The sequence below is a fragment of the Micromonospora sp. NPDC047187 genome (assembly GCF_040643355.1).
GTDB lineage: Bacteria > Actinomycetota > Actinomycetes > Mycobacteriales > Micromonosporaceae > Micromonospora > Micromonospora salmantinae.
In genome coordinates, this window is record NZ_JBEYUF010000003.1 from 43,217 (window position 1) to 55,870 (window position 12,654).

12 protein-coding genes are annotated in these 12,654 nt (G+C 70.2%); 9 read left to right on the forward strand and 3 right to left on the reverse strand.

The annotated features are described in order from the left end of the window. The first annotated feature begins 104 nt into the window (after window positions 1-104). Genes ABZ794_RS07515 through ABZ794_RS07525 form a run of 3 tightly spaced genes read left to right on the forward strand, consistent with a single transcriptional unit; the run spans window position 105 to window position 2,554 of the window. Window positions 105-659 carry an NAD(P)H-dependent oxidoreductase gene (locus tag ABZ794_RS07515; protein ID WP_238691141.1) on the forward strand — a complete coding sequence of 185 codons (555 nt, stop codon included), beginning with the start codon at window positions 105-107 and terminating at the stop codon, window positions 657-659. A gap of 27 nt (window positions 660-686) precedes the next feature. Continuing rightward, the gene (locus ABZ794_RS07520; protein WP_210786834.1) at window positions 687-1,700 is read left to right on the forward strand and encodes an ATP-binding cassette domain-containing protein; all 1,014 of its coding nucleotides are present in this window, start codon (window positions 687-689) and stop codon (window positions 1,698-1,700) included. Continuing rightward, window positions 1,697-2,554, forward strand: a complete 858-nt coding sequence (locus tag ABZ794_RS07525) for an ABC transporter permease (protein WP_210786832.1) — start codon at window positions 1,697-1,699, stop codon at window positions 2,552-2,554. The genes ABZ794_RS07520 and ABZ794_RS07525 overlap by 4 nt, the downstream gene beginning before the upstream one ends. A 128-nt stretch (window positions 2,555-2,682) precedes the next feature. Here ABZ794_RS07525 and ABZ794_RS07530 read toward each other — a convergent pair whose 3' ends face one another. Next, window positions 2,683-5,976, reverse strand: a complete 3,294-nt coding sequence (locus ABZ794_RS07530; protein WP_357514723.1) for an AAA family ATPase — start codon at window positions 5,974-5,976, stop codon at window positions 2,683-2,685. A 168-nt stretch (window positions 5,977-6,144) separates the two neighbouring features. Here ABZ794_RS07530 and ABZ794_RS07535 point away from each other — a divergent pair, with 168 nt between their 5' ends. The 4 genes from ABZ794_RS07535 (at window position 6,145) to ABZ794_RS07550 (ending at window position 8,245) form a co-directional block, all read left to right on the forward strand. Beyond that, window positions 6,145-6,597 (forward strand): helix-turn-helix domain-containing protein, encoded by a 453-nt coding sequence (locus tag ABZ794_RS07535; RefSeq protein ID WP_238691137.1) that lies wholly within the window; start codon window positions 6,145-6,147, stop codon window positions 6,595-6,597. After that, window positions 6,590-6,958 (forward strand): DUF4180 domain-containing protein, encoded by a 369-nt coding sequence (locus ABZ794_RS07540; RefSeq protein WP_112669602.1) that lies wholly within the window; start codon window positions 6,590-6,592, stop codon window positions 6,956-6,958. The genes ABZ794_RS07535 and ABZ794_RS07540 overlap by 8 nt, the downstream gene beginning before the upstream one ends. A gap of 104 nt (window positions 6,959-7,062) precedes the next feature. Next, window positions 7,063-7,929, forward strand: coding sequence for a hypothetical protein (locus tag ABZ794_RS07545; RefSeq protein WP_357514725.1), 867 nt, complete (start codon window positions 7,063-7,065; stop codon window positions 7,927-7,929). 94 nt (window positions 7,930-8,023) lie between these two features. Further along, window positions 8,024-8,245, forward strand: coding sequence for a hypothetical protein (locus ABZ794_RS07550; protein WP_357514727.1), 222 nt, complete (start codon window positions 8,024-8,026; stop codon window positions 8,243-8,245). Window positions 8,246-8,310: 65 nt separating this feature from the next. Here the strand turns inward: ABZ794_RS07550 and ABZ794_RS07555 are convergent, their stop codons facing one another. Next, window positions 8,311-9,216: a hypothetical protein gene (locus tag ABZ794_RS07555; protein ID WP_357514729.1), complete on the reverse strand. Its 906-nt coding sequence runs from the start codon at window positions 9,214-9,216 to the stop codon at window positions 8,311-8,313. Window positions 9,217-9,422: 206 nt separating this feature from the next. On the opposite strand from ABZ794_RS07555, the gene ABZ794_RS07560 reads away from it, so the two are divergent. Further along, window positions 9,423-10,307 carry a cellulose binding domain-containing protein gene (locus tag ABZ794_RS07560; RefSeq protein WP_357514731.1) on the forward strand — a complete coding sequence of 295 codons (885 nt, stop codon included), beginning with the start codon at window positions 9,423-9,425 and terminating at the stop codon, window positions 10,305-10,307. 26 nt (window positions 10,308-10,333) lie between these two features. Here ABZ794_RS07560 and ABZ794_RS07565 read toward each other — a convergent pair whose 3' ends face one another. Then, window positions 10,334-11,698: an HNH endonuclease gene (locus tag ABZ794_RS07565; protein WP_357514733.1), complete on the reverse strand. Its 1,365-nt coding sequence runs from the start codon at window positions 11,696-11,698 to the stop codon at window positions 10,334-10,336. Between the two features lie 296 nt (window positions 11,699-11,994). On the opposite strand from ABZ794_RS07565, the gene ABZ794_RS07570 reads away from it, so the two are divergent. Continuing rightward, window positions 11,995-12,654 (forward strand): DUF6308 family protein, encoded by a 660-nt coding sequence (locus tag ABZ794_RS07570; RefSeq protein WP_357514735.1) that lies wholly within the window; start codon window positions 11,995-11,997, stop codon window positions 12,652-12,654.

The following is a 12,654-nucleotide window of genomic DNA, read 5'->3' on the forward strand; positions in this document are numbered from 1 at the left end:
CAAGCCGATCCCACCGACATTTCGCCCCGAACCGCGCCCGCTAGATCGGATCTAGCGGGCGCGTGTCGTCACCTCGCGCCTTCATCGTGGAAGGGGGGTGGGCCATGGCACCGTTGCGGATCGCCGTGATCGTCGGCAGCACCCGGGAGGGACGGGTCGGCGACCGGCTGGCGCACTGGTTCGTCGAGCACGCCGCGCGGCACGACGACCTGGCGGTGACTGTCGTTGACCTGACCGAGTACGACTTCCCGGCCAGCTACCCCGCCGAGCCGACCGCGTCCATCCGGGCGTTCGTCCGCGAGGTGGGCCGCGCGGACGCGTTCGTCGTGGTCACCCCCGAGTACAACCACAGCTTCCCGGCACCCTTGAAACAAGCCATCGACTACGCGTACGACGAGTGGCAGGCCAAAGCGGTCGGCTTCGTGTCGTACGGCTGCCGGTCCACCGGCCTGCACGCGGTCGACCAGCTACGTACCGTCTTCACCGCACTGCACGCGACGACGGTGCGCGACGTCGTCGGGATCGACCTGCTCGCCGGCGAGCCGACCGCCCAGTGCACCGACGAGCTGCAACGCGACGTCGGCGTCCTGCTCGACCAGCTGCGCTGGTGGGGGCTGGCACTGCGCGACGGCCGGGCGGCTCGACCCTACGTCTCCTGAACACGTCCAATACGAAAGGCAAGGATCATGAGTAGACGCACCACCGGTCTGGCCATCGAGGCCGAAGGGCTCACCCGCTCGTTCGGGGACACCCGGGCGCTGGCCGGCATCGACCTCCAGGTGCCCGCCGGCACCGTCTACGGTCTGCTCGGCCCGAACGGCGCGGGCAAGACCACAGCGGTCCGGGTGCTCGCCACGTTGCTGCGACCCGACGGCGGCTCGGCCCGGGTCTTCGGGCACGACGTGGTCACCGAGGCCGACAAGGTTCGTTCCCGGGTCAGCCTCACCGGCCAGTACGCCTCCGTCGACGAGGACCTGACCGGCACGGAGAACCTGGTGCTTCTCGCCCGCCTGCTCGGCCTGCGCAAGCCGGCCGCTCGGGAGCGCGCCGCGGCGCTGCTGGCCGCGTTCGGTCTGACCGAGGCGAGTGACCGCCAGGTGAAGAAGTACTCGGGTGGAATGCGGCGACGCATCGACATCGCCGCCAGCATCCTGAACACCCCGGATCTGCTCTTCCTCGACGAGCCGACGACCGGCCTCGACCCGCGCAGCCGCAACCAGGTGTGGGAGATCGTCCGGGCGGTGGTGTCGCACGGCACGACGGTGCTGCTGACCACCCAGTACCTCGACGAGGCCGACCAGCTCGCGGGGCGGATCGCTGTCGTCGACCACGGCCGGGTGATCGCGGAGGGCACCCCGGGTGAGTTGAAGTCGTCGATCGGCTCCGGCACCGTCCACCTGCGACTTCGCGACCCCGCTCAGCGCCCCGAGGCGGAGCGGGTGCTCCGGGAGGCGCTCGACGTGCCGGTGCAGCTCGCCGCCGATCCGGTGGCGTTGACCGCCCGCGTCGGCGACGCCGGCACCGACCTCGACGCCAGCGCCCAGGCCGCTCGCGTGCTCAGCGACCTGGCCCGCGCCGGCATCGTTGTCGACAACTTCTCCCTCGGCCAGCCGAGCCTGGACGAGGTCTTCCTGGCCCTGACCGACCACCCCGCCGTGCCGACCGACGAGCGCGACGACGAGCTGGAGGCAGCCCGATGAGCGACACCACGACCACCACTACCGAACGGGCGCCGACCGTCTACGTCCCGTCCGCCGAGGCGCTGGCGACAGTGCTCGCGCCCGGTTCCCGACCGCCCCGGCCGAGCGCGCTGAGCGCGTCGCTCACCTTCGGCTGGCGGGCCATGCTGAAGATCAAGCACGTGCCGGAGCAGCTCTTCGACGTGACCGCGTTCCCGATCATCATGGTGCTGATGTTCACGTACCTGTTCGGTGGCGCCCTCGCCGGCAGCCCGCGCGAATACCTGCAGTTCTTCCTGCCCGGCATCATGGTGACCAGCGTCGTCATGATCACCATGTACACCGGCATCGGCCTCAACACCGACATCGAGAAGGGCATCTTCGACCGGTTCCGGACGCTGCCCGTCTGGCGTCCGGCCGCCCTGGTCGGCATGATCTTCGGCGACGTGCTGCGCTACATCCTCGCCGCCGTGGTGATCCTGGGTCTCGGGCTGGTGCTCGGGTTCCGCCCCGAAGGCGGGGTGGCCGGGGCTGTCGTCGGGATCGGGCTGCTGGTGGTCTTCTCGTTCGCGTTCTCCTGGGTGTGGACGTTCTTCGGGCTGATCCTGCGCAGCGAGAAGTCGGTGATGGGCGTCAGCATGATGGTGCTGTTCCCGCTGACGTTCCTGAGCAACGTCTTCGTCGAGCCGAGCACCATGCCCGGCTGGCTCCAGGCGTTCGTGAAGGTCAACCCGGTGACGCAGCTGGTGGCCGCGATCCGCGGAGCGATGAGCGGCGAGTCGGACCCGTCGGCCACGATGTGGCTGCTGCTGTGGAGCGCCGGCTTCGTCCTGGTCTTCGGCACCCTGACCATGTACAGGTACAACCGCCGCTAACCAGGTCCCCTCACCCCGCCCCCACCCCCGCGATCTTGCACTTACTGTCCCGACAAGGGTGGCAAATCCACCTGAACCGGCGACCGAAAGTGCAAGATCGCGGAGGGCTGGGGTGGGGTGGGGTGGGGTCAGAGCCGCCAGGGCAGCGGCGCGGGGGGTAGGTAGCGGCAGGTGGTGCCGGTGGAGACGGAGTCGCGCAGGTGGCCTGCCAGTGCCGGGTGCCGGTCGTCGAGTTTGCGGAGCGTGTCACGGATTCGCGCGGTCACCGTCTTGCGGGCCCGTTCGACCTCGTCGCCCAGGCGGCGGCTCCGGCCAGCCAGCCCTGCTGCGGCACGCAGCTCGTCGAGCAACGCACCCCGCTCGGCGTCCAGCTTGGACACCTTCCGGTCGTCGTCCCGGGCGGCGGCCCGATCGATCTCCTCGTCGAGGCGGGCCAGGTGCCGCCGGTAGCGGGCCTTCGCCTCGTCGTCGAGGACCGGGTCGGCACCCATCCGGCGGGCGGCGACCAGCTCCGGCCCGGCCGCCGGGTCGAGCAATTCGACCGCCGGTACGTCGGTGCCCGGGCGGCTGAGCAGCAGATGCAGGTCGTGCAGACCCTTGGCGTCGGGCAGGTGCACGACGACACCCTCGTACGCGAGCTGCCAGACCGGCCCGTCGCGCCGAAACTCGTACCCCTCGATCGCAGCCGCGACCGGCGCGGCCTGGCCGGGCGCGACAACCTGACCCCACCCAGCAACCTGGCCCGACGCCACAAGCTGGCCCGACCCGACGGCCTGGTCCGGGAGGTCGGCGTCGAGGGCTGTTGGCGCGGCGAGCCGGTGGAGCACCTGCGTCATGCCGAGGGCGGTCGCCTCCTGGACGGCGGCGGCACGCAACGCGGTCGACGTCGCGGTGTCGCCCGGGTGACCTCGGCCGGCGAGGGCGTTCACGAGGCCGGTGCGGGCGAGCAGCGACCAGGGCCGCGAGCCCAGCCGGTCGGCGGAGTCCCGAGCGGCGGTGAAGCCGGCGACGGCGTCGTCCCAGCGTCCCTGGGCGGCGTCGATCAGTGCCAGCCAGTGGTCGACGGGGCCACTGATGTCGCAGCCGAAGAGCCCTACCGTCCACTCTCCACGGTGTGGGGCCAGCGCCGCCCGCGCGGCGTCGCAGCGCTTCGGGTCGGCGGACGCGGCGGCGGCCTGCGCGCGTAACCGCAGCCAGAGCGGTGACACCGGGCGCGGGTAACGGATGGCGGCGGCCTCGATGCCGGCGGTCAGCCGGACCGCCGTCTCGCCGTCGCCCCGCTCCGCCGCGGTGATCGCCCGCAACAGCTCCCGATAGGGGTAGTCGATCGGGGCCAGCCCGTCCACCAGCGCGGCGGCCTCGGCGACCCGGCCCTGGAGCAGCAGTCGGGACCAGCGCAGGTGGTGGCCCATGAACCCGAACTCGGTGTGGCCCGGGTCGGTCTGGTCGGTGAGGATCGCGAACCGCTCGTCGGCAGTGGCGAAGTCACCCTGGAACGCCGCGATGATGCCGCTGTCGACGGCCGCGGCCATCCGGTGCCGGGCGAAATCGCCCTGTCGTTCGGCGTCGACGAAGGTGGTGAGCTCCTCGGCGAAGCGAGGGTCGCCCAGCTCCAGCAGCGCCACCCATCGCAGCGAGGTGGCCCACAGCTCGGTCTCCCGGTCGCCCGTCCGCCGGGCCACGTCCCGGATCTCGACGGTGAGCGCGGCTCGGGTCGCGGCGGTGCCCAGCCCCCACGTCGTGTCGTGACGGGCCCAGAGGCTGAAGGTGAGCGCCTCGTCGTCCTGCCCTCGACGGGCGATCGTCTCGCTGGCGGTGATCAGGTCCGCGACCAGGGCGCCGACCGTCGCGGTGGCGTCCGGTTCGCCGATCAACCGGCGGTACGCCTCGCGCACCAACTCCGCCGCCTCGATCGACTGGGCGGTCTCCACCTGGCGGGCGCGGTTCACTGTGAGCGCGACCCGGGCCAGCAACACCGGGTCGTCCAGTGATCGGGCCAGCCTGGCGGCCTCGGCCAGCAGTCGCGTGACCTCTTCCCGGCCGGCGTGGTGATAGTGCGACTCGGCGAACTCGACCAGGATCCGCACTCGTTGTGCCCGGTCTTCGACGACCTCGAGGGCTCGGCGGAAGTGCACCGCCGCCTCGTCGCCGGCCAGCCGGGCGAACGCGTCCCGCCCGGCGGCGACCAGCAGCGTGGCCACCCGGGCCCGGTCGAGCGCCGGGCCGGCCAGGTAGGCGTGGCGGGCGAGGTCGGCCGGGATCAGCCGGTCGGTGAGCTCCCGCAGATCGTCGACCGCCCGGACGACAGCGCCGTGGCGGGCCCGCCGGTCGTCGTCGGTCAGCCCGTCGTAGAGGGTCTCGCGGACCAGGTCGTGGGCGAAGGCGAAGCGGCCACCGCCCCGGGCGACCACCAGTCGGGCGGTCACCGCCCGGTCGAGCAGCCGGTCGACCTGCGCCGCCGGTGCGGCCGCGCAGGCCGCGAGGACCTGACGGTGGAACTCGCGACCCAGTACGGCGGCGACGGTCAGCGCCTCCACCACGGCGGCGGGCAGTTGGGCCAGGCGGCGGCGCACCGCCTCCCGTACGCCGGGTGCGATGGTGCCGATCGCGTCGTCGGCGTGCCACAGCCGCGCGGTCTGCTCGACGAAGAACGGGTTGCCGCCGGTGCGCCGGTGCACCTCGTCGACAAGGCTGGCCTGGGGTTCCCGGCCGGCGGTCCGGGTCATCAGTGCGGCCACCTCGTCGCGGGTGAAACCGGTGAGGGTGATAGTGGTGGACTTCGCGACCAGCGGCATCAGCAGCGGGCGCAGCGGATGCTCGCCCGACTCGACCTCGGCGTCGCGGTAGGTGCCGATCAGCAGGAGCCGCTCGAACCAGGTGTGCTGGGCGGCGAAGCTCAGTAACCGCAGCGAGGCAGGGTCGGCCCAGTGCAGGTCGTCGAGGACGACCACTACCGGCCGGTGCTGGGAGACGGCGACCAGGGCGGCGGTCACCGCGTCGTACAGCGCGAACGCCTCCTGGTCGGCGGCGTCCGGGCCGCTGTCGACGCCGGCCCAGCTGGCAAGGCGACCGGCCTGCTCACCGCCGGCGCCGGACTGCCCGAGCAGGGCCGCGAGGGCCGGCTCGGCGGACTGCCGCGCCACCGCCCAGTCGTCGGCGGAGCGCCGCAGGGCACGCAGCACCTGCACCCACGGCCAGTAGCCGGGGGCGCTGTCGGAATCCCAGCAGGCGGCGCCGAGCACCAGCGCGCCTCGCTGCCGGGCCTCGCGGGCCGCCGACGTGACGAGGGTCGTCTTGCCGATGCCCGGCTCGCCGGTGACCAGGGCGAGACCGCCGTGGCTGGTGGTGGCGCGGTCCAACTCGGCGCGCAGCAGACCCGCGGGGTGATCCCGCCCGATGATGGCGTCGCCGAGCGCGTCCATGGTTTCCAGACGGTACTGGACCCGTCCGACAGCGCGAGCGAGTTAGCCGGCCGAACGCCTCACGGGGCCTCGCCGGCCCAGGTGGCTTCGGAGCCTTTGGAGCTGATGTCGCCAACGAGTCGGCCCCATCGCTCCCTATGCTTTCCTATCCGGGTATCGTAGGGAGCGATGACGGAAGAAATGTACTCAGTTGAGCAGGTGGCCGACCGGCTCAACCTGCATGTGCGCACCGTGCGCGGCTACATCCGCTCGGGCCGGCTGCGCGCGGTGCGGATCGGCAAGCAGTACCGGATCGCCGCCGGTGATCTCGACGCGCTGACCGGCCAGGCCCCGACCGCGCCCAGCGTCGCCAGGCAGGCGGAGGTGTCGAGCATCGTCCAGATCGACGGTGTCGACAGAGCCGCCGCCGACCGGCTCGGCACGCTCGTGCTCACCAGCGCCAACACCGGCCACGACCAGGCCAACCCGCTGCGGGTGCAGACCGTGTACGACGAGCAACGCCACCGCATGAAGATCATCATCCTGGGTGACCCGGCCGCCACCGCCGAGTTGCTGCACCTGCTCGACGCCGTGCTCAACGCCGACAACGGCCTGCTCGACCGGGAGGTCCACGATGCCTGACGAGATCCAGGAACGCGCCGGGGTGCCGGTGCTGGTCTGCGACCCGGCGGGGCCACCGGTGGCCACCGAGCAGGACGCGCTGGACCTGATCGGGGCGGCGTTCCTCGGCGCCCAGGTGGTCGCCGTGCCGGCCAACCGACTCGACGAACGCTTCTTCTCGCTGGGCACCCGCTTCGCCGGTGACGTGATGCAGAAGTTCGTCAACTACCGGGTGCGGCTGGCGGTCGTCGGCGACATCTCGGCGCAGCTCGCGGAGAGTTCCGCGTTGCGCGCGCTGGTGCACGAGTCGAACCAGGGTGGGCAGATCTGGTTCGTCCCCGACCTCGACGCTCTCGACACCCGCCTCCGCGCCGCCCGATAGCCACCTCACGGGTCGGGCACTTCTGCCCGCCGTCCGCCGACGGCAAATCGCGGTATCGATTGCAGGTGCGCCTGTCTTGCGGGGAGCCAGCATCCGGCGGGGTCGTGAACGTCGCACTGTTGACCTACGGTGCTCCCGTGCTTCCCCGAAACGTGAAAATCATCGATCAGGTCCGCGCCGAGGCGCTGCGCCGCGACATCCCCGCCGACGACGTGGAGCGCTGGCTGGAGCTCGCCCGCCCGTCTGCCTTTCTGACACAGAGGGGTGACGGGCCGGTAGTGGGCACCATCCGCGGGCCGGTGATGCTTCCGGCCGACGCCGAGGACCCCGAGTACCCCTTGATCGCCACCATCGACTGCGCTGCTCTTCCGGCAGACGTGACTGACCTTCCACTACCGTCCGACGGCCAACTGCTGCTGTTCGGCTGGCCCGAGGAAAGCGGCTGGGGCGAGGTCAGGTACGTGCCGGCAGGCGTGGCTGTCGAGGAGCGAGAGCAGTATCCGCCTGACTTCCCTCCAGATGATGAGGAGTTCGCCGAGGTCTACACGGAGATCCCGCAGGGCGATCTGCACCTCACTGTCGACATCTCTCTGCCCTACGTCAAGACGATCCCGGGGCCCCCGTGGTCTCCGCCAATGCCGGGAGATCCCCCGTTCGAAGAGCTGACCGACGTGTGGAAGGAAGTCCTGGCCAAGGTGCCGGACGGCCCGTTCTCCTATGAAGACGGGACGACGCCGCTGCTGTTGGGCGGCTACGGCACTGACTGCAACGGTTTCAACCCCGCGTGGTTGGGCGCCAATCCTTCAGGCCGGTCCGGCCACGACGAGTCGGACCATGGTGACTGGGTTGTGCTGGCCGAGTTCCACGGCGGCAGACAAGGCGGGGCGAGCATCCACTGGGTGATCCAGCGTGCCGACCTGAAGGACCGACGCTTCGACCAGGCCAGGGTCCTCGTCTACTGGAACCCGTGAGTGCCAGTACCGATAGCCACCTCACCGGTCGGGACGGCACTGAAGCTGACGGGGGCTCAGGACTAGCCGCACAGTGACCGGGTACGCGCGATCCATGGGTAGCCACAAGCAGAACAAACACGACAGCGGCGGCGAGTCGGCACGAGGCGGGCGGCATTCGGGCAGCGGCGCTCCGGGCCGCCAGGGCTCGCCCGTGGAGCACTCGCCCGACCAACGGCACCGCCGCACCGCGACCGGCCCGGCCGGCACCGAACGCGACCTGGGCCGGGCCAAGGTCTCGGGCGACGGGCGGATCCAGCGCCAAGGCGGCTCCTGAGCCGAGCACTCAGCCGGTGCAGCGGCCCGCACGTTCGCAGGGCTGCTGCACCGGCTGAGCGGTTTCTACGGCGTGGCGCAGATGGCGTACGCCGTGTCGGACCAGTTCCCGGCGAACGCGTCCTCCTCGTACGCGCCGGACGCCGCTGACGTCGGGGCGGTGGCGGGGCCGCCGTTGGGGCGGAAGTCGTCCACGATGCCCTCGCCGGTCACCCCGTTCAGCTCGTAGCCGGCGCCGGTCAGCACCTTCCCGACCGGGCAGGTCGCCGTGACGCTGCGGAAGTCGAGGGAGTTGCTGGCCCCCACGGCCGAGGTGCGCACCAGGCCCGCGAGGGGGTTGGCGCAGATCGCGTACGCGGTGGCGGACCAGTTCAGGGCCGTGGCGTCCGACTCGTACGCGCCGACGGTGACCGCGGTCGGCGCCGTGGCGACGCCACCGTTGGGCCGGAAGTCGTCGACGACGCCTTCGCCGGTGATGCCGTTGAGTTCGTAGCCGGTGCCGGTCAGCACCTTCCCGACCGGGCACGTCGCCGTGACGCTGCGGAAGTCGACCGAGTTGGTGACGCTGGTCGCGGCGACCCGCACCAGACCGGGCAGCGGGTTGGCGCAGATCGCGTACGCCGTCACCGACCAGTTCCCCGCGAACGCCTCGGTCTCGTAGGCGCCGACGGTGACCGCTGTCGGTGCCGTGGCGACGCCACCGTTGGGACGCAGGTCGTCGACGACGCCTTCGCCGGTGATGCCGTTGAGTTCGTAGCCGGTGCCGGTCAGCACCTTCCCGGCCGGGCACGTCGCCGTGACGCTGCGGAAGTCGACCGAGTTGGTGACGCTGGTCGCGGCGACCCGCACCAGACCGGGGACCGCGGCGGACGCCGGGCTCGCCGGGGCGAGCACCGCTCCGGTCGCGACAAGACCGAGCACGAGTACGGATGCTCGGGCGCCGTACCGCCGGCTTTTGTTCTGAGCACGCATGTGTTTCTCCCGTCTGAGGCCCAGACGGGCGGCAGGTGAGACGCCGGCGTCCGGGCCGTTCGTGATGACGGGTTCACGCTAGGTAGCCACGTGACCAGGCATTATCTCCAAGTTGACTACGTCGCGTAACGGACTGAATCCGCCTCCGCCGTCATTGGCCTGACGGAGGATGCACGGACATCGATGGTGGTGCATACCATTCGGCTATGTCTGCTCGCCGTGTCGCCGCCACCGTCGCCCTCGCCGCGCTGGCGAGCCTGCTCGCCGTCAACGCCGCCCGCGCCGACGGCCCGGCGATCAGCACCCCGGGCACTCCCACGGTGGTGGCAAACGAACCCCATCAGCTCACCCTCAGCTGGGCGCCCTCCGCCTGGGTCGAGCCCGGTGCGGAGCAGCCGATCAACTACGAGGTGCAGGTGCCGCTGGGCCCGAACACGTACCGCTTCCTCGGCTCCACCACCGACACCACGATTACGCTGACCGACCTCGCACCCGGCACGACGTACCGGATCGCGGTTGCCGCCCGCGCGCTCGGCGGCTACTCCGACACCTCGCCCACCACCACAGTGCGCACCGCGGCCGGCCGCGCGACGCTCAGCTACCTCAACCTGGACTGGTCCCCCACGAACAACCAGATCCAGCACCTCCTGAAGGTGACGAACACCGGCACCGCGCCGCTTGACCTGAGCACGGTGCGGGTGCGCTACCACCTGCGCTTCGAGGGCGCCAACACCTCGCTGGTGCCGAACTGCGACTGGGCCGCGCTGGGTTGTGACCGCATCGAGCAGACCGTGCAGTTCTTCATCCCGCCGGGCGGGCCGCCCGGCGCGATGACGACGCCAGCGCCGCCGGGTTACCCGATCCCGGGAACGCCGGTCCCCGGCTGGGTGGAGCTGACCTTCACCGACGGGACGCTCGCGCCGGGTCAGTCGACCGGGCCGATCCAGCTACGGCACCACCGGCACAGCTGGAGCGACATCGACGAACGCGACGACCCGAGCTGGGTCGCCGCCACCGGCCAGTGGACCGAGAACGACCGGATCACGCTGGACGTCGACGAGGTACGCGAATTCGGCGACACCTACTCCTGACCGCACCCGGAGCACGTCGCGCCGCCTCAGGCGAGCAGCCGCTTTGTCGCTTCGCTCCGGTGGTGGGCCAGCGCGTCCTTGTCCGGTCGGTCGTCCACTGGCGGGAGCGAGAGGCGCTGCCCGTCCAGTTCGGCGTAGTGATCCAACCCGGCCGCCACACGGACCCGGTAGGACCCGTCGATCCACAGGTAACCTCGATCGAAGAGATTGTGCAGATCAGCCCGAAGCAGCAGGCCGTTCGTGACGCGATTGGTGGCGGGTCCGTCATACGGAGAGATGTGCGCCGCTTGCAGCACGGCCTCGACGTCGCAGCCAGTGATTGCGCACCGTCCGTCGTACGCCGCAAGTAGCCGCAGTCGGAAGTCGGCCTGGCCCTGCCGCGCGGTGACCTGCGCGAGGCGGCGCCGCCGGCCCTCGGGCAGGCCCTCCGGCTCGGGGGCTCGAACGTCGGCCAGCACCTTGCTGAGCATGTCGGTCTCGCCTTGCCGCAGTGCGCGCACCCGCTGGACCTGCACCTCCAGCACGTCCGACGCGGCAACGACTGTCGATAGCAGGAAACGGGTCAACCCCAGGTCCCAGCGGATCTCCAACGTCCAGTGCGTGTTGCCGCCGTCCACTCGTTGGCACGGATTCGACCAGGCGATGCCGGCAGCAATGACACGCTGATGAGGTGCCGTGGCGTAGACCCATATCCGGTCACCAGCCTTGATCTGGTGGAAGCAGGAGGAGAGGTGCCACTCGGCGACATCACCCTCGCGGATGCCACGGAAGGTCTCGACGACTCCCGGATCATCTCCCCATGCCGCACTCCGCTCGTTGGCCGGGTAGATCCACTCGGCAGGACGGGCAGCGCGACCCAGGACGTGGTCGACCAGTGAGTAACTGTGGCCGGCACCTTGCATCGTCCGCACAGCGAGCAGTGACGCGGTCAGGTCACGTACCGCAGCGGCGAAACGCTCGTCCGCGAGTGCGGCGATCAGCTCATCGTGCCAGCCGATGACCCGTACCTGATCCGCACCCGCGTCCTCGTAGTCGCAATCCTCGAGCGTCAGTCCGGGAAACGCCTTCTCAAAGGCCCGACGCTTGGGCCAGTATCGATCCAGGACTGACCGCCGTACGATCACAAAACCCTCGGCCCTTCCGTCCATCCCCGGCCTGGTGGGCTCGTGTAGGACGAAGGTCTCCATCGTCTTCATGGAGACAGCAGAGAGCCGGCGCGGACTCAGTGTTGTCTTCGGAAGACAGGAGAGAGTCCAATACTCCCGCTCAGTAGCGGACGCGTCGGGAACGGCCACCTTCAGATAAACACGATTCGCAGCCACCACCGCCGAGTAGAACGGGCCGGCCACCAAGCGCTCGAACTGACTCTTGCCACCATGCTCGTCAGGCATGCCGCGACTCCTCATCGACCAAGGCGGACGGCTCGCGATGTGCGCGAGGCCGAGGAAGCGTGATGCTAATGAGTTCCGAGACCCTCCACCGCCCCGCCGACTCCGCCATGTGCGGTACGGACCATTCATCCGATCAGCAGCAACCAAGGTGGACAGTGCTCGACCACCGGCCGGCCGGGGAGTGGGGCCGGCTGGCGGCAGCGACCGTCGGCTTGAGCCCGATACGGTCTGCGACACGACGACAGGCTGCAAGTTGGCGAAAGCGGCGACTGATGCAAAGAGTTCCACCGATCGAGGTGGCCGGCCGAATCATCGACGAGCCCCTGAACCCGTTCATCGCCTACTGTCAGCAGAATGGCGGCACCATCCGCAACTACGACTGGCTCGCTGGCACGAGTTCGGCCCTGACGCCCCAGCTGATCAAAGCGACTCGATCACCATGGATGGGCAGTCGGATCAGCCGTGAGCAGGAGCTGCACCTCCTCCGCCTCAGCGAGACCGCCCCCTGGTCGGATATCGCCGTCGACGCCCACCTGAAGGACGCCGACCCGCTAGGCCCCGATGATTTGTACGCCCGCGCGGAACGTCTGTTCCAACACTTCTCCCACCCTCCGGTGAGCGGCATCGCCGTTGCCAAGGTGAGCAAGTCGCTGTATCTCATGCGTCCTGCGCTGTTCCCCATCCTCGACAGTCGCCTCCTGAAGCTCTATCGACAGTCAGCCGAGCAGGCGCGACGAGACCTCGGATGGTTGCCTGAGAGCCAGACTTCGCCGCGGCGGGCTTACTGGGCGGCATACCGGCGGGACCTGGTCCAGGCCAGCGACAAGCTAACGGTCCTTCGTCAGGTTGCCGGCCAACACCCGGATCAGCTCGTCGCCGAGGCAGCCAACCGCCTCACCGACGTACGCATCATCGATGTTCTCGCGTGGTCCCTCGACCAGCCACGGTTCGCGTAG

What these genes read in the sequence shown, in the direction of transcription:
- ABZ794_RS07515 (WP_238691141.1), top strand. Translation starts at nt 105, where the DNA reads ATGGCACCGTTGCGGATCGCCGTGATCGTCGGCAGCACCCGGGAGGGA.
- ABZ794_RS07520 (WP_210786834.1), top strand. Translation starts at nt 687, where the DNA reads ATGAGTAGACGCACCACCGGTCTGGCCATCGAGGCCGAAGGGCTCACC.
- ABZ794_RS07525 (WP_210786832.1), top strand. Translation starts at nt 1,697, where the DNA reads ATGAGCGACACCACGACCACCACTACCGAACGGGCGCCGACCGTCTAC.
- ABZ794_RS07530 (WP_357514723.1), bottom strand. Translation starts at nt 5,976, where the DNA reads ATGGACGCGCTCGGCGACGCCATCATCGGGCGGGATCACCCCGCGGGT.
- ABZ794_RS07535 (WP_238691137.1), top strand. Translation starts at nt 6,145, where the DNA reads ATGACGGAAGAAATGTACTCAGTTGAGCAGGTGGCCGACCGGCTCAAC.
- ABZ794_RS07540 (WP_112669602.1), top strand. Translation starts at nt 6,590, where the DNA reads ATGCCTGACGAGATCCAGGAACGCGCCGGGGTGCCGGTGCTGGTCTGC.
- ABZ794_RS07550 (WP_357514727.1), top strand. Translation starts at nt 8,024, where the DNA reads ATGGGTAGCCACAAGCAGAACAAACACGACAGCGGCGGCGAGTCGGCA.
- ABZ794_RS07555 (WP_357514729.1), bottom strand. Translation starts at nt 9,216, where the DNA reads ATGCGTGCTCAGAACAAAAGCCGGCGGTACGGCGCCCGAGCATCCGTA.
- ABZ794_RS07560 (WP_357514731.1), top strand. Translation starts at nt 9,423, where the DNA reads ATGTCTGCTCGCCGTGTCGCCGCCACCGTCGCCCTCGCCGCGCTGGCG.
- ABZ794_RS07565 (WP_357514733.1), bottom strand. Translation starts at nt 11,698, where the DNA reads ATGCCTGACGAGCATGGTGGCAAGAGTCAGTTCGAGCGCTTGGTGGCC.